We start from the raw sequence: 18,427 nt of genomic DNA, 5'->3' as shown, positions 1-18,427 counted from the left end.
GCGCCGAACAGCAGTAATGGCGCCGCGGCCGCTCTCAACCTTCAGGGACCCCTCACCGTCCTTCGGTGAGGGGTCCCGTCCGTGTACGGTCGACCCGAACGGCTTCCCGGGAGTCCGGGTGACTCGGTGGGACCTGGTGGGACCCGGTGGGGCAAGACGGGGGTAGAGGACGGATCATGGCGCGAGTTCCGGGGTGGCGCGGCCGCGTGGGCGGCGCGCTGACCAGGTTGGGTGAACGCCTGGGCGCGGACGGGCCCGAGAAGCGGGCGGCTGCGGGCGCCGGCGCGGCCGGGGACTCCGGTGCCGGACGGGACGTACCGCCCGACGGGACGTCCTCGGACGCCGCGCCGTCCGACGGGCCCTCCGGCAAGGCGGGGCCCTCCGGCAAGGCGGCGCCTTCCGGCAAGGCGGCCGTCGGCGGGGGGACGCCCGCGGACGCCGACCATGGCGCTGATGCCGACGCCGGGGCACCGGTTCCCCCGAAGCTGTCGCTGCGCAAGCGGTACGCGGACCGGGTGCGGGCCGTCGCCGACGCCGCAGCCGCCGAGGACGACCTGTCGGACGTGACCGGGGCGTCCGCCGCCAACGCCACCGACCAGGTTCCCGCCCCGCCCACCTACGCGCCCGCCATAGGGGCCAGGCCCGACCCTGTCGCCGCCGTGCCCTGGGGCATGCGCGTCGCCGCCGAGGCCGGCTGGCGCCTCCTCGTCCTGGCCGGCACCGTCTGGGTCCTGATGAAGGTCATCAGCGCGGTGCAGCTCGTCGTGTTCGCGTTCGTCGCCGCGCTGCTCGTCACCGCGCTGCTGCAGCCGACCGTGGCCCGGCTCAAGCGGCTCGGGCTGCCGCGGGGGCTCGCCACGGTGGCCACCGCCGTGCTCGGCTTCGTGATCATGGGGCTTGTCGGCTGGTTCGTGGTCTGGCAGGTCATGGAGAACGTGGACACGCTCTCCAACCAAGTCCAGGACGGCATCGAGGACTTGCGCAAGTGGCTGCTCAACAGCCCCTTCCATGTCACCGAGGACCAGATCAACGACATCGCGAAGTCGCTGCGCGAGGCGGTGGGCGCCAACTCCGAGGAGATCACGTCCGCCGGGCTCGAAGGCGTCACCGTCATCGTGGAGGCCCTGACCGGGATCCTGCTCGCGATGTTCTCCACGCTCTTCCTGCTGTACGACGGGCCGCGCATCTGGAAGTGGTTCCTGAAGCTGGTGCCCGCCGCGGCGCGGCCGGGGGTCGCGGGGGCGGGGCCGCGGGCGTGGCGGACGCTTACCGCGTATGTGCGGGGCACGGTGATAGTGGCTCTCATCGACGCCGTCTTCATCGGCGTCGGCATCTACTTCCTCGGTGTGCCCATGGCCGTGCCGCTCGCCGTGTTCATCTTCCTGTTCGCGTTCATCCCGCTCGTGGGTGCCGTGGTGTCGGGTGCGCTCGCCGTGGTCGTCGCGCTGGTCACGCAGGGCGTGTTCACTGCGGTGATGGCGCTGATCGTGGTGCTCGCGGTGCAGCAGATCGAGGGGCACATCCTGCAGCCGTTCATCCTCGGGCGGGCGGTGGCCGTGCATCCGCTGGCCGTGGTGCTGTCCGTGGCCGCGGGGGGGATGGTTGCCGGGATCGGTGGGGCCGTCGTCGCCGTCCCGCTCGTCGCCGTGACCAACACCGTCGTCGGCTACCTCCGCGCGTACTCCCGCGAAGCGGCCCTCAAACAGGCCCCCCAGCCCCACGGCGCGACGGCCTCGGAACTGGTCCCGACATCCACGCCGACTCAGGACTCCCCGCAGCACTGAGCTTCGGGTGGGCCCTCGCGGGTGGCGCCCCAGCCCCACCCCTTCCCGTAACCAGGGGGCTCCGCCCCCTGGACCCCCGCTATCGGCCCTCCGGGCCTCGCCCTCAAACGCCGGACGGGCTGGGAGGGGGTGGGTGTTCCGCGCGGGTGGGACGGTCCTCCGCCGATCGCCGCTTCGCGGCTCGTCCTCAAGCGCCGGACGGGCTGAGAGGGGGTGCAGTGGGTGGGTGTCGCGGGTGGTGGGACGGTCCTCCGCCGGTCGGCCTTCGGCCTCGTCCTCAATCGCCGGACGGGCTTCTTCCCACCCACCCGCCCATGGAAGCCGGACGGGCTGGGACTTCGCCGGGCGGGCTGGGGGGTGCACGCATTGGCTGATGTGCCGACTACGTCGCGGTAGGGCAAGTAGGGGTGGGTGGGTGGGAAATAGCCCGTCCGGCGATTGAGGACGAGCCGCGGAGCGGCGATCTGCGGCCACGCAAGTGGGGCCCCGCTCGGCATCGCGAGCGGGGCCCCACATTGCGTACGAGGAAGCGCGCCGGTTACCCGGCGAGATGCGCCTCCGAGTCCAGAGTGACCCCCACCGCCTGAATGACGGCAGCGATCTTGAACGCCTCCTGGATGGTCTCGCGGTCGACGCCCGCCTTGCGCAGCACCTGCTCGTGGGAGTCGAGGCACTGCCCGCAGCCGTTGATCGCGGAGACAGCCAGGGACCAGAGCTCGAAGTCGACCTTCTCCACGCCCGGGTTGCCGATGACGTTCATCCGCAGACCGGCCCGCAGCGTGCCGTACTCCGGGTCGGAGAGCAGATGCCGCGTGCGGTAGAAGACGTTGTTCATCGCCATGACGGCGGCAGCCGACTTGGCGGCGGTGTACGCCTCCGGGGAGAGGTTCGCCTTCGCCTCGGGCTCCAGCTCACGCAGCACACGCGGCGAGCGCGAGGCGATCGCGCACGCGAGCACGGTGCCCCACAGCTGCTGCTGCGGCAGGTCGCTGTTGCCGATGACCGAGCCGAGGTTCAGGCGCAGGTCCTTGGCGTAGTCCGGGACGGCGGACTTCAGTTCGTCGAGAGCCATGTCAGAGCGCTCCGTTCACTCGCCGGAGAGCAGCGCGACCGGGTCCAGGGTCTCGTCGCCCTTGCTCCAGTTGCACGGGCAGAGCTCGTCCGTCTGGAGGGCGTCGAGGACCCGCAGGACCTCCTTGGGGTTACGGCCGACGGAACCGGCGGTCACCATCGTGAACTGGATCTCGTTGTTCTGGTCCACGATGAAGACGGCGCGCTGCGCGAAGCCGTCCTCGCCCTCGATGCCGAGGTCACGCATGAGCTCGTGCTTGGAGTCGGCGAGCATCGGGAAGGGCAGGTCGGTCAGGTCCGGGTGGTCCTTGCGCCAGGCGTGGTGCACGAACTCGGAGTCGCCGGAGAAGCCGAGGACCTGCGCGTCACGGTCGGCGAACTCGTCGTTCAGCTTGCCGAAGGCGGCGATCTCGGTCGGGCACACGAAGGTGAAGTCCTTGGGCCACGCGAAGACGATCTTCCACTTGCCTTCGTACGTCTTGTGGTTGATCTGCTCGAACTCCTTGCCCTTCTCCAGCGAGACACAGGCAGTCAGGTCGAACTCGGGGAACTTGTCACCGACAGTGAGCACACGAACTCCTTGCAGCGATGAAGCCCGGTAAGGGGCTCCAAGGGGTTGGACTGCTGTCGATCGTGGCACAGAGTGCATTGATTAGGGAAATAGCTACACTCGGTCGTGTTGATCGGAGGTGGCTATCAGTGCGAGCCATAAATAGGGGCAAGCAGCCCAGCCTGGCGCAGCTCCGCGCCTTCGCGGCTGTGGCCGAGCATCTGCACTTCCGGGACGCGGCGGCAGCAATCGGGATGAGTCAGCCCGCGCTGTCCGGCGCCGTCTCGGCCCTGGAGGAGGCACTGGGTGTCCAGCTCCTGGAGCGTACGACGCGCAAGGTGCTGCTCTCGCCGGCCGGGGAGCGGCTCGCGGTGCGCGCGAAGGCGGTGCTCGACGAGGTCGAGGCGCTGCTCGAGGAGGCGGACGCGGTGAAGGCGCCGTTCACCGGCGCGCTGCGGCTCGGTGTGATCCCGACGGTGGCGCCGTATCTGCTGCCGACGGTGCTCGCCCTCGTCCACGAGAAGTATCCGGATCTGGATCTTCAGGTGCACGAGGAGCAGACGTCCTCGCTGCTGGAAGGCCTGGCGGCGGGACGGCTCGACCTGCTGCTCCTCGCGGTGCCGCTCGGGGTGCCCGGTGTCACCGAACTGCCGCTGTTCGACGAGGACTTCGTGCTCGTCACGCCCCTGGACCACTGGCTGGGCGGACGGGAGGGGATCCCGCGTGACGCGCTGCGCGAGCTGAATCTGCTGCTGCTCGACGAGGGGCACTGCCTGCGGGACCAGGCGCTGGACATCTGCCGGGAGGCGGGTCGTGGTGACGCTCCCGTCACCACGACCGCCGCCGGGCTCTCCACGCTCGTGCAGCTCGTCGCGGGCGGGCTCGGCGTGACCCTGCTGCCGCGCACGGCGGTCCGGGTCGAGACGAGCCGCAGCAGCCAGCTGCTGACGGGGTACTTCGCCGATCCGGCGCCGACGCGGCGGGTGGCGCTTGCGATGCGTACGGGTGCCGCGCGGGCGGCGGAGTACGAGGAGCTGGCGGGCGCCCTGCGGGAGGCCTTGCGGCCGTTGCCGGTGCGGGTGTTGGAGGGGTACGCCTCGGGGCGGTGAGAGGAGCGGCGGCCCGGCGACTGCCCCCGCCCGGTCGCCCGGCGAGCGCACCGCCGCCGCCCACCCGCGACCACCGCCGCCCACCCGCGGCCCCCGCCACCCACCCGCAGCCCCCGTCGCCGGGAGTACCCCGGGGACAAGGTTCACGGGCGGGTGGGTGGGAGCAGCCGCCGCGCAGCGGCGGCGAACGGCGGCCGCCCCCCCCGGCGGACATCACTCCGTACGGAGCCCCTCCGGCCGCATCATCCGCCACAGCGCCGGCAGGCTCAGCAGCGTCACCGCCGCGACCAGCGCGGCACCCACCGCGCACAGCGGCAGGAACACCAGCCAGTCGGCGACCGACTTCTCCACCAGACGGCACATCACGACCCCGAGCGCCAGTCCGCCCGTGAGGGCGACGGCCATGCCGAGCACCACCGGGATGGCCGTCTGCCACAGCACCGACCAGGCCATCGACGACCGCCGGGTGCCGAAGGCGGTCAGGGCGGCCAGGAGCCGCTTGCGCTCCCGCAGTTGCTCGAGAGTCGAGACCAGCATGGACGCGGCGATCAGCATCATGGTGGCGATCGCGCCGGCCTGCAGTCCCTTCTGGACGGAGGCGTACTGCTTGTCGCGCTCGATCATGCGGATGGTGTACACCCGGATCAGCGGGTCGATGTGCGTCGCCGTGTTGCGTACGTACTCCTCGGCGTCCCGCAGTTTGGGGTCGATCTGCACCATGGCCATGGTGCTCGCGCCGGACAGCTTCCCCACGTCGATCGCGCCCGGCGTCGCGTAGATCCCGGTGTACTTGTCGCCCACGGGGTCGGGCCGCGAGGTGATCGTGCGGGTCGACTTCGGCAGCGTCCACAGCTTGTGCTCGCCGCGCGGCTTCCCCGTGTAGTCGCCCCAGCTCTCGCTGTTGAGGTCGACGGGCTTGCCGGGGCGCGCCGCCTGGTCCACCCACCCGTCCTGATCGCGGTCCCCGGCGTGCACGACGAAGGTGTCGCCGTCCTCGCAGGAGTCGACGCGCGCCAGCTCGCGCAGCGTCGCGCAGGTGCCGACGGAGAGCTCCGTGGTGGGCCGCATGTCGGCGTTGTCCTTCAGCTTGCCCGGCTTGACCACGTACGACGAGACCCGGCCGATGACGCCCTTGACGCCCTTCGTGCCACGGAAGTCGTCGATCATCCGCTGGGCGAGCGGGCCGCTGGCCTCCGGCGAGGTGACGCTCAGCTGGGCGCGCCGGGGGTCCTGGTCGGTGGTGGTGTTGAACTCGTCGTGCATGGACGCGAAGAGCATCTGCAGGGCGACCGCGCCCGCCACCGCGACCGTGATGCCGCTGACCGCCCGGGCCGCCGTGCCGCTGCTCAACTGCAGCCGTCGGGTCGCCAGTTGCCAGGGCACAGGACCGCCGCGCAGCTTGGCCACGGCCGCCTCGACCAGCCAGGGCAGCAGGGTCGCGAGGCCCACCAGGGTGAGGGTCGCGCCCACCGCGATGGTGTACACCTGCACGTTCTCGCCGCCGGTGCGGGTCACCTGGTCCTGGTTGAGCAGGATCAGCAGGCCGAGGACGGGCAGCACCAGCCGCCACCACAGGCGGCGCTTGCGTGCCGTCGTGCTGCGTACGACACCGAGCGGCTCGATGGCGACGGCGCGCAGCGAGACTAGGGTGACGAGCACGGACGAGACCGGCACGGCCACCGCGATCAGCGCGGTGAGCCCCGGCAGCGGCACCATGTCGGAGGGGAACGCGCTGACCTTCCAGATGTCGACGACGCCGACCAACTGGCGTACGCCCAGGAAGAACACGGCGCCCAGCGCGAGGCCGAGGAGGGCGCCGAAGAGCGCCTCGCCCGCCGCGATCCGGCGCACCGCCCGCCGGTCCGCGCCGACCAGGCGCAGCGCCGCGAGCCGCTGGTCGCGCCGCTCGCCGCCGAAGCGCACCGCGGTGCCGATGAAGATGAGCACCGGGGTGAGCAGCACGACGCAGATCAGGACGACGAGCACGACCAGGAGGGGGTCGAGCGGCTCGGCCGGGTTCTTGTAGCCGAACTCCTTGATCCGGTGGGCGCCCTGCTCCTTGGTGAGGGTGTCGGAACCCGTGTAGTAGTAAAGCTCCTTGGGGCTCATGAGGCCCGCGTCACCGATGGTGCCCGTGATGCGGTACCCCTCGAAGCGCTGCTTGAGGAGCTTGCCCTCGGAGCTGTTCATCAGGTCGCGCAGGGCGGGCGAGACCACCATCTCGCCGCCCTTCGGCAGCTCGCTCACGCCGGGCGGCAGTACCGGGCGGGCGCCGTCGGCGCGCACCGAGCGGCCGCCGATCTCCGAGTCACGGAAGTCGGTGCCCGCGTCGACGATCAGGATCGTCGAGTCGGAGCGGGGGATCTTCTTGGCGGCCATGACGTCCGCGGGCTGGCGCGCCGTGGCGCGGGCGTCCCGGTTGGCGAGCAGGTCCGGCACGGAGGCGGCGCCGAGCAGCAGCGCGACGCCCAGGCCCACGCCGACCGCGGTGAGCACGGTGCGCACCCAGCCCTCGCGGCCGCCGCCGACCGCGAAGCGGATGCCCATGGCGAGGTCGCGGAGCCAGGCGCGGGCGCCGGTGGGGCCGGAGTCTCGCGCCGTGCCGACGGGCGGCGGCGCGGGCTTCGTACGGGTCGTGCTCATACCAGGCGCTCCATGTCCCGTGACTTGCCGTCGCGTACGACGATCTCGCGGTCGGAGTAGGCGGCGACCCGGGTCTCGTGGGTGACGAGCACGACGGCGGCGTGGGTGGAGCGGGCTGCGTCGGTCAGCAGCTCCATCACCCGCTCGCCGTTGAGGGAGTCGAGGGCGCCGGTGGGCTCGTCCGCGAACAGCACGCGCGGGTTGGTGACCAGGGCGCGGGCCACGGCCACACGCTGGCCCTGGCCGCCGGAGGCCTGGCCGGGACGCTTGTCGCGTACGTCGTCGACCTCCAGGCGCTCCATCCAGGTCAGGGCGGTCCGCTCGGCGTCCCGGCGCTTGGTGCCGTTGAGCCGCAGCGGCAGCGCCACGTTCTCCAGGCACGTCAACTCCGGGACCAGCTGCCCGAACTGGAAGACGAACCCGAACTCGCTGCGGCGCAGCGCGCTCAGCGCGGTGTCGCTCATGCCCGTCAGCTGCTGTCCGTTGTACGTGATCTCGCCCGCGTCGGGGCGCACGATGCCGGCGAGGCAGTGCAGCAGCGTGGACTTGCCGGAGCCGGAAGGGCCCATCACGGCGACGATCTCGCCGGGGTGGATGGAGAACTCGGCGCCGTCGAGGGCGGTCGTCGGGCCGTACGTCTTGCGCAGACCGTCGGCGGTCAGCAGGGAACCCGCGGGAGTCATCCGGGGAGCACCTCCTTGGCGAGCTTGCCCAGACGGGCGGAGGTGAGCTCCAGCCAGCGCAGGTCTGCTTCGAGATGGAACAGGGCGTGGTCGCAGATGAGCTGATCGGCGAGATCGCCCTTCCGCTTGCGGTCGGTGAGGATCCGCATCAGGCGCAGGTGCTCTGCGCGCTGGGTGTCGAGGATGTCGGCGGCGTCGCGGTGGGTGAGCAGCGCGAGGACGACCTTGGTGTAGAGCGTCGACTGGAGATATGGCTCCGGTTTCTCCGGTGTCGCGAGCCACCGCCGGACATCGGTGATGCCCGCCTCGGTGATGGCGTACCGCTTGCGCTCGGGACCGCCGCCCGCCTCTATCCCGTCGACCTCGACGAGGCCGTTCTTCAGGAGCCGGGACATGGTCGAGTAGACCTGCCCGTAGTGCAGCGGCTTGTCGTGCCCGAACTTCTCGTCGAAGGCGCGCTTGAGGTCGTAGCCGTGGCGCGGCCCGGATTCCAGGAGCCCGAGAAGGGTGTGACCGATGGACATGCGGAGCACTATACACAGCACGTATACGTGGTGTGTATACGCATGGTGTGTAGGTCGATCGCAGGCGTTTCGTGGCACCTGTGTTCGGGGCGCGGGCAACCGTCCATGCCCCTGGTGAGTCGATTTGGGTGGGACAGCACTGGTTCCCCTGTGGTGGGTGCTGATTGTCACGTCCGGAAAAGGCCGGATCGTGGGGAGTTTGTCCTCTGGCGCGGTGTTAGCTTCATGAGCTGACCTGAGTTGCCACGGGTACTGGGACGTCTGGAGACCCACCGGTACCGAGAAGTACGACGACGAGACGAAGCGGAGCAGTCACAGTCATGGGCCGAGCGGAAGAGCGAAAAGCGCGGCAGCGCGGTGCGCGCCGGGCAGCGCGCGGCCGCCCGTCCGGCGGCGCCCCGGCCACCGGCAGTCCGTCGGTCGGGGGCCCTTCCGCCGAGGGCTCCGCTTCCCCGGAGGGCTCGGCGGGTGGCGAGCCGGTCGAGATAGGCCCCGCCGGTGAAGGCTCCGGCGGCCGCGCGGCCCGCCGCGGCCGCGCCGCCAAGCCCAAGCGCACCGGCATCCGCCGCTTCTTCACGTGGAAGAAGCTCCTCGGCTATTTCTTCGGCTTCATCCTGCTCGGCATGCTCGGCTTCGTCGTCCTGTACCTGGTCGTGGACATCCCCAAGGGCAATGCCGCCGCGCGACTGCAGAGCAACGTCTACAAGTACAGCGACGGCTCCATCATGGCCCGCAGGGGCGACGTGAACCGCGAGATCGTCGACCTGGACAAGGTGCCGAAGAGGGTCCAGCGCACCTTCGTGGCCGCCGAGAACAAGTCCTTCTACAAGGACGCGGGCGTCGACCTCAAGGGCACTGCCCGCGGTGTGCTCAACACGCTGGCCGGCAAGGGCAAGCAGGGCGGCTCGACGATCACCCAGCAGTACGTGAAGAACTACTACCTCACGCAGGACCAGACCGTCTCGCGCAAGCTGAAGGAACTGGTCATCTCGCTGAAGGTGGACCGCGAGAAGAGCAAGGACGACATCCTCGCGGGCTACATCAACACCAGCTACTACGGCCGCGGCGCCTACGGCATCCAGGCCGCCGCCCAGGCCTACTACGGCGTCGACGCCGAGAAGCTGAACGTCGCGCAGGGCGCCTACCTCGCCGCCCTGCTCCAGTCCCCGAGTTCGTACGACTGGACGAGCGCCACGCCCACCGGCAAGAAGCTGGTCAAGGAGCGCTGGAACTACGTACTGAACAACATGGTCGAGGAGGGCTGGCTGCCGTCCTCCGAGCGCGAGGCCCTCAAGTTCCCGATCCCGCAGGAGCCCAAGCCCGCGCCCGGGATGAAGGGGCAGACCGGCTATCTGGTGAAGGCCGCCAACGAGGTCCTCGAGCGGCAGCTCGTCGAGCAGGGCTACACCAAGTCCGAGGCGGAGGCGCAGGTCGAGGCGGGCGGCTACACGATCACGCTCAACATCGACCGCAAGAAGCAGCGCCAGCTCGAGAAGGCCGTCGACAAGAAGCTCGAGTCCCGGCTCGACACGGACAAGAAGAAGGCCGACGCGCGCGTGCAGGCGGGCGCGGCCTCCGTGGACCCGAAGACCGGCAAGATCGTCGCGATGTACGGCGGGCGTGACTATGTGAAGCACTACGTCAACAACGCGACCCGCACCGACTACCAGCCCGCCTCCACCTTCAAGCCGCTGATCCTCGCCGCCGCCCTGGAGGAGGGCGCCACGACGCAGAGCGGCAAGCCGATCACGGCGAACACGATCTACAGCGGCCGCAGCAAGCGCCCGGTCGTGGGCAGCGACGTCGGCTTCGCGCCGCCCAACGAGGACAACGTCTCCTACGGCCAGGTCACCGTCCAGACGGCCATGAACAAGTCCATCAACTCCGTGTTCGCGCAGATGGGCGTGGACGTGAAGATGGACAAGGTCATGGAGACCGCGGGCAAGCTCGGCATGGACACCAAGGGCCTGCCCGCCGTGCCCGCGCAGACCCTCGGCTCGATGGGCGCGAGCCCCCTGGAGATGGCGGGCGTGTACGCGACGCTCGACAACCACGGCAAGAAGGTCACGCCGCAGCTCGTGAAGTCCGTCGAGCACAAGGACCGCTCCGTCGACGTGCCGGACGCCATCGGCGACCAGGTCATCAGCCGGGGCGCGGCCGACTCCGTCACCTCCGTGCTGACGGGCGTGGTCGACGACGGCACGGCCAAGCGGTCGGTGCGCGACGCGTCCAACCGCAAGGGCCAGCAGGTCGCGGGCAAGACCGGTACGTCCGACGACAACAAGTCGGCCTGGTTCGTGGGCTATACGCCGAAGCTGGTCACGTCCGTCGGCCTGTTCGGCGAGCTGCCCAAGGACGAGGGGAAGCTCAAGCGCGGCGCGCAGGTGTCCATGAAGGGTGCGGGCGGCATGCCGCGGGTCGACGGCGGCAGCTTCCCGGCCGAGATCTGGGCGGCGTACACGTTCAACGCGACGGGCTCGCGCACCAAGTTCAACCTCGACACGGACATGGGGGTCGGCGTCGCCCCGCCGCCCGAGCCGACGACGCAGGCGCCCGAGACGCCGACGGCGCCGCCCACTGAGCCGGACGACAAGGACACGCCGACGACCAAGCCGCCGACGACGAAGCCGCCGACGACTCCGCCGACTACGCCGCCGACGACTCCGCCGACCACTCCGCCGACGACTCCGCCGACCACGCCGCCGCCGACGACGCCACCGCCGACGTGGGGGATCCCGGATCCTCCGGACGAGGACCGGGCGGATCGGTCGGACCGGGACAGAACGGACGACCGTTAAGCGGTTTGCTGGATGTGCGGTGATGTCCCTGCGGGCCGGTGGGGGCTGGTCGCGCAGTTCCCCGCGCCCCTTTGGGGCGCGGGGAAGCCCCTACTTGCCCTCTCCGTTGACCCGGGCCGCGACCCTGTCGCCCAGTTCCTTGTCGACGTTGCGCCAGTACTGCAGGGCGCGGTCGAGGACCGGTCGGGAGACGCCGTCGAGCAGGTGGCCGCTGATGTTCGACACCAGGCGCTCGCGCGCCGCGTCGTCGAGCACCTGCCGCACCTGCGTGCCGGCCTGGCCGAAGTCGTCGTCCTCGGGGTGCAGCGTGTAGGCCTCGCGCACCATCTCGCCCGCCGTCCGCCAGCCCGTCGGGTCGGCGGACTCCTGGACGGGGACGGCCGGGCCGCCGTACGAGTTGGGTGCGTACGGACGGGCGACGTTGGCCGGTTCGTAGCGCATCGGGCCGTCCTTCGCGTACGAGTTGACGGCCGAGTGCGCGCGGTTCGGCGGCAGTTGGGCGTAGTTGGGGCCGATCCGGTAGCGGTGTGTGTCGGGGTACGAGAACAGCCGCCCGAGCAGCATCTTGTCCGGGGACGGGCCGATGCCGGGCACCAGGTTGGAGGGCTCGAACGCGGCCTGCTCGATGTGGACGAAGAAATCCTCGGGGTTCTTGTTCAGCGTCATCCGTCCGACGTCGATGAGGGGGTAGTCGCCGTGCGGCCACACCTTCGTCAGGTCGAACGGGTTGAAGCGGTAGTCCGGGGCGTCGCCGAACGGCATGACCTGGACCTTGAGCGTCCAGCTCGGGTGGTCGCCCCGCTCGATCGACTCGAACAGGTCCCTGCGGTGCAGGTCGCCGTCCGATCCGGCCAGCTCGTCGGCCTCTTCCTGGGTCAGGAAGTCGATGCCCTGGTCGGTCTTGAAGTGGTACTTCACCCAGAACTTCTCGCCGCCGGCGTTCACCCACATATAGGTGTGGGACGAGTACCCGTTCATGTGGCGGTACGACTTCGGGATGCCGCGGTCGCCCATCAGCCACGTCACCATGTGCGCGGACTCCGGGGACAGCGTCCAGAAGTCCCACTGCATGTCGTGGTCGCGCAGCGCGTTGTCCGGCCTGCGCTTCTGGGAGCGGATGAAGTCCTGGAACTTGCTCGGGTCGCGGACGAAGAAGATGGGCGTGTTGTTGCCCACCATGTCGTAATTGCCGTGTTCCGTGTAGAACTTCAGGGCGAACCCGCGCGGGTCGCGCCAGGTGTCGGGCGAGCCCTGCTCACCGGCGACGGTGGAGAAGCGGGCGAGCATCTCCGTGCGCCTGCCGGGCTGGAACAGGTCGGCCTTGGTGAACTGGCTGACGTCGTTGGTGACTTCGAAGATGCCGTACGCGCCGCTGCCCTTGGCGTGCACGACCCGCTCCGGGACCCGTTCGCGATTGAACTGGGCCATCTTCTCGATCAGATAGTGGTCCTGCAGCAGGATGGGTCCGTTGGAGCCGACGGTCAGCGAATGCTCATCGCTCTCCATCGGTACGCCGGCGTTGTTCGTGGTGTGCGGCACCTGCCGGGATGCGTCGGTCACGAGCGTCCTCCCGTCGTGCATGAGGGATGTGTCAGGTCGCTTCGTTCACCACGCCAGTCAACTCCGCCGACGAGTTGTCGGCAACATTTGGACGGGGTCCAATTTCGGTTCAGTTCTGATTCAGCTCTGATTCAGTTCGAACCAGACCACCTTCCCCGTGCTCAGCCGGGTGGCACCCCACCGCCGCGCCAGCCTGTTGACCAGGTAGAGCCCGCGTCCGCCCTCGTCCGTGGCGCGCGCCTGGCGCAGCCGCGGCAGCTGCGGCACGTCGTCGCCGACCTCGCAGCGCAGGACGTCCGTACGCAGCAGGCGCAGCGTGATGGGCCGCGTCGCGTACCGCACGGCGTTGGTGACGACCTCGCTGACCAGGAGCTCGACCGCGTCGTTCAGCTCGGTCAGGCCCCAGCGCTCCAGGGCGCTGCGGGCGAGCCTGCGGGCCCGCGCAGGCGTGGCGTCCTCCGGCTCCAGGAACCAGTACGCCACGTCGCTCGGCGCGATCCCGTCGAAGCGGGCGGCGAGCAGCGCGATGTCGTCGTCGCGGTCGCCGGGGCCGAGCATGTCGAGGACCTCGTCGCACAGGGCCTCGAGGGGCGGCGGGTGGTCGGGCCCGGTCAGCTGGGCGGTCGCGGCGAGCCGCTCGCGCAGCTGCTCTATGCCGGTCCAGACGTCGCGCAGCCGGGACTCCACCAGGCCGTCCGTGTAGAGGAGCAGCGTGGCGCCGGCCGGGGCGTCCAGCTCGACGGCCTCGAAGTCGACGCCGCCGACACCGATGGGCGCGCCCGGGGGCACCCGCAGGACCTCCGCGCGGCCGCCCAGGTGCAGCAGGACGGGCGGCGGGTGGCCCGCGTTGGCGATGGTGATGCGGTGCGACACCGGGTCGTACACCGCGTACAGACAGGTGGCCATGCGGTCCGAGCCGAGCCGCTGGGCCTGCTCGTCGAGGTGGTGCAGGACCTCCTGGGGCGGCAGGTCGAGCCCGGCGAGGGTCTGCGCGGTGGTGCGGAGCTGGCCCATGATCGCGGCGGACGTCATCGAGTGCCCCATCACGTCACCGACGACGAGCGCGACGCGACTGCCGGGCAGCGGGATCGCGTCGTACCAGTCGCCGCCGACGCGGGCGGTCTCGGCGGCCGGGAGGTAGCGCGAGGCCAGGCGCACGCCGGTGGCGCGCGGCAGGGTCTCGGGCAGCATCGTGCGCTGCAGCTCGTCCGCGATGTACGCCTCGCGGCCGTACAGGACGGCCTTGTCGATGCCGAGCGCGCTGTGCGTGGCGAGCTGGGCGGCGACCAGGAGGTCGTCGGCCTCGAAGGCGTGCCGGTCCGGGCGGCGCAGGAACACGGCCGCGCCGATCACCCGCCGCCGCCCCCGCAGCGGCGCCAGGATCGCCCGCTGTCCGCCCGGCACGGTGCGGCCCTCGCCGAGCAGCTCGGGCAGCGCACCGAGCGCCGCCGTGGCGTCCGCGAACACCGGGCGCACCCCGCGAAGCACCTCGGCGAGCGCGCTGCCGACGCGCACCTCGCACAGCTCGGCCGCCGTGGCCAGATCGGACTGCACCTGGAGGGCGGGCAGCGTGCCGCCGTCGGTGTCCTGGTCCTCGGGGATGCGGTCGGTGCGGCGCAGCCGGAGCAGCAGCGGCCCGGTCGGCCGCTCGTCGCCTACCGGCAGCGGATCGCGCAGGTAGACGAGGATCGCGTCCGAGAACGTCGGCACCGTGGCCCGGCAAAGGCCCATCACGATCTCGTCGAGGTCGATGCCGCGGGCGATGCGCCGCGTCGCCGCGCCCACGAACCGCAGCCGGTCGCCGTCGCGCCGCATCGCCGCGGGCCCCGGCGGCCGGGGGCGCCCGGTGCGGCGGTCGGCACCGCCGGGGGCGCCCGGCACGCCGCCCACGCCGGGCGGGGCACCGGGGCCCTCGGTGCCGGGGCGGGCCGCGTCGGGGCCGGGATGCGGCTGGTGCGGCGGGGACGGAACCCCTTCCGGGACCGGGCGCGGGCGGTGACTGCCCGGCCCGTCCGTGGCCGGCGTGGACGACTGGGCGTGCTCGCTGCCCGTGCCCGCGCCCTGTTCACCCGTGCGGGCCTGTGCGGGCAGACCGTCCATTCCCCTCGGGCCTCTCGGGCCCCCAGGGCTCCCCGTGCCTCCCGGACCCCCGGCGGCGCCCGGGTCCGGCTCCGGGGCACGCAGCAGCGCCCCGCGGGGATCCGCGGGGGCGGGTGGCCGGGCAACTGGTGCCTTGCGGCCCTCGTAGGGGCTGAGGTGCTCCGTCACGCGTTTCGAATCCGTCCGTCCGGGGCTGCGCGCCGCGCGCGCCGTCCAAGCGTTGCTCAGCCGCGTCGGCAGTGCAGGAATAACTGGTGCTCGGGTGGTACGTCGCTGCTCGCCGGGGCGTACGAGTACGACTCCTCGTGGGCGATGTCGAAACCGGCGTCCCGCACGACCTGCCGCAGTTCGTCCCGCAGGTATCCGGATACCCGGATTGTGTTCCCCAGGAACGGAATTGCCGCGTCGTCCAGGTCGGCCTCGACCATGGACAGCCCGAGCAGGCCACCGGGCCTGAGCAAGGTCCGTAGCAGCCGAAGAGCAGACGGTATCTCCTTCCGCGGCAGCATCAACAGCGCGAAGAAGCAGGCAATCCCGTCGAACTGCCCCACAGCGCCCGGCCCTTCGCCGGTCACACGCAGGTCCGCCAGATCCACCAGACGGAACTCCGCCGTCGGCGGCGGTACGTTCTTGCGGGCGATTTCCAGCATCCCGGGGGACAGGTCGACGCCGACCACGCGGTGCCCCGCGTCGGCGAGCTGCCGGGCCGTGGGCAGGCCGGTGCCGCAGCCCACATCCAGGACGCGGGAGCCCGCGGGCAGTTCGGCGATCAGCCGCTCTCCGGCCGAAAGCTGGCCCTCCTTGTGGGGGAACGCGACGTCATAGGCCGTGCCGATGGCGTCGAACGCCTCGGCCTGGCCCGTGCGGTCGTGGCCGCCGGGCGCGCTGTGTCCCTCGCTCACTTCTGCCGCTCCTTGATGACATCCTGTCAGGCGCTGCGGGGGCACGAGGAGTTACTGCTGTGCGCCCTTGCGGAGGACGATCCTACGTTTGAACCATGGGGGCGCATCAAGGGTCTCATGAGGACACGTGCGCGGGCGTACGGTCCCAGTCACAGGGGAGGGCGGGAATGCGCCACGCCGGGTCCGGGCGCCAGCGCGGCCAGTCCTCCCCGAACGGGGGTCCCCACGCGCGGATCACGCCCACGGCCCGCTGCCCCGCCGCGCGCACCCGCTCGGCCTTCTCCGCGCTCATCAGTCCCGCCCGCTGCGCCTGCGTGAACTCGTCCTCGTCGTGCCAGCGCCAACTCCTGTCCGGGCTCACGGAGATGTCCAGGAAGTGGTCCTCGGAGTCCACGCCGCCGTGCCAGCGGGTGCGCGGCTCCTCCAGGTTCACGTACCAGTTCTTGAACCGCCACCCCGGCTCCCAGAACAGCCACACCGACCACGGTTCGCCCGGCCGGGCCAGCTTCAGGACGCCCGTGCCCGACCAGTGGTCCCTGCGCGTCGTACGCGGCTTGGTGTAGCGCGTGGCCAGCGGCTCCCGGTGCACCGGGGTGCCGTCCGCCAGGACCGGCTTCACGCACTCCGTGCCCGGGGCCATCCAGACGGCGAGCAGGTCCGCCGTGTCCTCCACGACGGTGACGGGCCGACAGATATGGAACCGGTCCCCGGCGTTCTCCCGATACCGCCAGAGAATCTGCGTCCCCGGCGCCCACCGCGTCACCTTCACCACGCCGCCCGCGCCGCCGTCGTCTGTCATGCACAGATATTAGGGGCTGCGGAGGTGGTCCCTGCCGGGGGCTTCCCCACTGCATCCATTAGCGCGCTCCGCGCGCGGGCGCCCCTTCCCGAAACCGGGGGCTCTGCCCCCGGACCCCCGCATCGGCCTGAACGGCCTCGTCCTCAAACGCCGGACGGGCTGAAATCTCACCCGCACATTTTCAGCCCGTCCGGCGTTTGAGGACGAGCCGCGGAGCGGCGATCGGCGGGGACCTGTCCCACCCGCCCGGGACCGCCACCCCGGCTGGGGTCCAGGGGGCGCAGCGCCCATGGATACGGGAAAGGGGCGGGCCTGGGGCGCCCCCGCGAAGGCCTACGGCCGCGTCATGCGGAGTACGTCCAGCGCCTCGTCCAGCTGCGCGAGGGTCAGGGCGCCGCGGTCGACGTACCCCGCGTCGAGGACGACCTCGCGAATCGTCCGGCGCTCCGCCAGCGCCCGCTTCGCGACCTTCGCCGCCTCCTCGTACCCGATGTACTTGTTGAGCGGAGTGACGACGGAGGGAGAGGACTCGGCGTACTCGAGGGCCCGCTCCCGGTGGGCGACGATCCCGTCGACCGTCCGGTCGGCAAGCAGCCGCGAGGCGTTGGCGAGCAGCCGCACCGACTCCAGGACGTTCTTCGCGATGACGGGAAGCATCACGTTCAGCTCGAAGTTGCCGGCCGCCCCGGCCACCGCGACGGTCGCGTCGTTGCCGGTGACCTGCGCGGCCACCATGAGCACGGCCTCGGGGATCACGGGGTTGACCTTGCCGGGCATGATCGAGGACCCGGGCTGGAGATCGGGGAGGCTGATCTCGGCGAGCCCGGTCCGCGGCCCGGAGGCCATCCAGCGCAGGTCGTTGGAGATCTTCGTGAGGCTCACGGCGATGGTGCGCAGCTGCCCGGAGGTCTCCACGATCCCGTCCCGGGCACCCTGCGCCTCGAAGTGGTCGCGCGCCTCGGTGAGCGGCAGCCCGGTGGCCCGGGCCACCTCGGCGATGACGGCGGCGGAGAAGCCGGGCGGGGTGTTGATGCCGGTGCCCACGGCCGTACCGCCGAGCGGCAGTTCGGCGAGGCGCGGCAGCGACGCCCGCAGCCGCTCGACCCCGAGCCGCACCTGCGCCGCGTACCCGCCGAATTCCTGCCCAAGAGTGACGGGCGTCGCGTCCATCAGATGCGTACGCCCGGACTTGACGACGTCCGCGAACTCCTCGGCCTTGCGCTCGAGGGCCGCGGCCAGGTGGTCGAGGGCCGGGATCAGATCACCCGTGACGGCCGCCGTCGCCGCGATGTGGATCGACGAGGGGAAGACGTCGTTGGACGACTGTGAGGCGTTGACGTGGTCGTTCGGGTGGACGTCGCGCCCGAGCCGCTCGGAGGCGAGCGTGGCGACGACCTCGTTCGTGTTCATGTTGGACGACGTGCCGGAGCCGGTCTGGAAGACGTCCACCGGGAAGTGGTCGTCCCAGCGGCCGTCGGCCACCTCGCGGGCCGCGTCCGCGACGGCCCCGGCCACGTCCTTGTCGAGCACGCCGAGGTCGGCGTTGACCTTCGCGGCGGCCGCCTTGATCTCGGCGAGGGCCGCGATGTGGGCGCGCTCCAGGCGCTGGCCGGAGATGGGGAAGTTCTCGACGGCACGCTGGGTCTGGGCCCGCCATTTGGCGTCGGCCGGCACCCGCACCTCGCCCATGGAGTCGTGCTCGATCCGGTAGTCGCCCCGGTACTCGTCGCTGCCTGCGCCGCCGCTCATGTTCCGACTGTCCTTCCGTTCCGTGGTGCCCGCAACAGGCAGCCACGGAGCGGTCGTCCGGCCCATGACTGCCTCTCAGAGGTGAGCCCTCGCCCTGCCCGGAGTATTCCCAAGATCCCTACCCGCCAGTAAAAATCTCGGGCGGCCGTGGACGA

The 18,427-nt window shown here is 71.1% G+C and carries 13 protein-coding genes; 3 read left to right on the top strand and 10 right to left on the bottom strand.

The window, feature by feature from the left end:
- Window positions 1-176 precede the first annotated feature (176 nt).
- On the top strand, window positions 177-1,784 hold the full coding sequence (locus tag AC0KTA_RS13255; protein WP_481055322.1) for an AI-2E family transporter: 1,608 nt from the start codon (window positions 177-179) through the stop codon (window positions 1,782-1,784).
- A gap of 538 nt (window positions 1,785-2,322) precedes the next feature.
- Here the strand turns inward: AC0KTA_RS13255 and AC0KTA_RS13250 are convergent.
- Both AC0KTA_RS13250 and AC0KTA_RS13245 read right to left on the bottom strand, forming a co-directional pair.
- Window positions 2,323-2,856, bottom strand: a complete 534-nt coding sequence (locus AC0KTA_RS13250; protein WP_481055321.1) for an alkyl hydroperoxide reductase — start codon at window positions 2,854-2,856, stop codon at window positions 2,323-2,325.
- A gap of 15 nt (window positions 2,857-2,871) precedes the next feature.
- Entirely contained in the window at window positions 2,872-3,426 is a 555-nt protein-coding gene (locus AC0KTA_RS13245) for a peroxiredoxin (protein ID WP_016641682.1), read from the bottom strand.
- Window positions 3,427-3,554: 128 nt separating this feature from the next.
- Here AC0KTA_RS13245 and AC0KTA_RS13240 point away from each other — a divergent pair, with 128 nt between their 5' ends.
- Window positions 3,555-4,514, top strand: a complete 960-nt coding sequence (locus AC0KTA_RS13240) for a LysR substrate-binding domain-containing protein (protein WP_481055320.1) — start codon at window positions 3,555-3,557, stop codon at window positions 4,512-4,514.
- Window positions 4,515-4,727: 213 nt separating this feature from the next.
- On the opposite strand, the gene AC0KTA_RS13235 is transcribed toward AC0KTA_RS13240, so the two are convergent.
- The 3 genes from AC0KTA_RS13235 to AC0KTA_RS13225 are packed head-to-tail and all read right to left on the bottom strand — an operon-like array spanning window position 4,728 to window position 8,364.
- A complete protein-coding gene (locus AC0KTA_RS13235) occupies window positions 4,728-7,157 on the bottom strand; it encodes an ABC transporter permease (RefSeq protein ID WP_481055319.1) in 2,430 nt (809 codons plus the stop codon).
- Window positions 7,154-7,840 (bottom strand): ABC transporter ATP-binding protein, encoded by a 687-nt coding sequence (locus AC0KTA_RS13230; protein ID WP_481055318.1) that lies wholly within the window; start codon window positions 7,838-7,840, stop codon window positions 7,154-7,156. Before AC0KTA_RS13230 ends, AC0KTA_RS13235 begins: the two co-directional genes overlap by 4 nt.
- A complete protein-coding gene (locus AC0KTA_RS13225; protein ID WP_481055317.1) occupies window positions 7,837-8,364 on the bottom strand; it encodes a PadR family transcriptional regulator in 528 nt (175 codons plus the stop codon). Before AC0KTA_RS13225 ends, AC0KTA_RS13230 begins: the two co-directional genes overlap by 4 nt.
- Window positions 8,365-8,684: 320 nt before the next feature.
- Between AC0KTA_RS13225 and AC0KTA_RS13220 the strand changes: the two genes are divergently transcribed.
- Window positions 8,685-11,162, top strand: a complete 2,478-nt coding sequence (locus AC0KTA_RS13220; protein ID WP_481055316.1) for a transglycosylase domain-containing protein — start codon at window positions 8,685-8,687, stop codon at window positions 11,160-11,162.
- A 90-nt stretch (window positions 11,163-11,252) separates the two neighbouring features.
- On the opposite strand, the gene AC0KTA_RS13215 is transcribed toward AC0KTA_RS13220, so the two are convergent.
- From AC0KTA_RS13215 to AC0KTA_RS13195, 5 genes are all read right to left on the bottom strand, one after another.
- On the bottom strand, window positions 11,253-12,743 hold the full coding sequence (locus tag AC0KTA_RS13215; protein ID WP_481055315.1) for a catalase: 1,491 nt from the start codon (window positions 12,741-12,743) through the stop codon (window positions 11,253-11,255).
- Between the two features lie 99 nt (window positions 12,744-12,842).
- Window positions 12,843-14,990 carry a SpoIIE family protein phosphatase gene (locus AC0KTA_RS13210; RefSeq protein WP_481055314.1) on the bottom strand — a complete coding sequence of 716 codons (2,148 nt, stop codon included), beginning with the start codon at window positions 14,988-14,990 and terminating at the stop codon, window positions 12,843-12,845.
- A 56-nt stretch (window positions 14,991-15,046) separates the two neighbouring features.
- Window positions 15,047-15,724 (bottom strand): class I SAM-dependent methyltransferase, encoded by a 678-nt coding sequence (locus AC0KTA_RS13205; RefSeq protein WP_481055313.1) that lies wholly within the window; start codon window positions 15,722-15,724, stop codon window positions 15,047-15,049.
- 115 nt (window positions 15,725-15,839) lie between these two features.
- Window positions 15,840-16,523: a cytidylyl-2-hydroxypropylphosphonate hydrolase gene (fomD, locus tag AC0KTA_RS13200; RefSeq protein ID WP_481055312.1), complete on the bottom strand. Its 684-nt coding sequence runs from the start codon at window positions 16,521-16,523 to the stop codon at window positions 15,840-15,842.
- Window positions 16,524-16,856: 333 nt separating this feature from the next.
- The gene (locus AC0KTA_RS13195) at window positions 16,857-18,272 is read right to left on the bottom strand and encodes a class II fumarate hydratase (RefSeq protein ID WP_481055311.1); all 1,416 of its coding nucleotides are present in this window, start codon (window positions 18,270-18,272) and stop codon (window positions 16,857-16,859) included.
- Window positions 18,273-18,427: the final 155 nt, after the last annotated feature.

This window comes from Streptomyces sp. Y309 (genome assembly GCF_056712025.1).
Note: the sequence above shows the minus strand (reverse complement) of the source record. Positions and strands in the feature narration are given on the sequence as shown.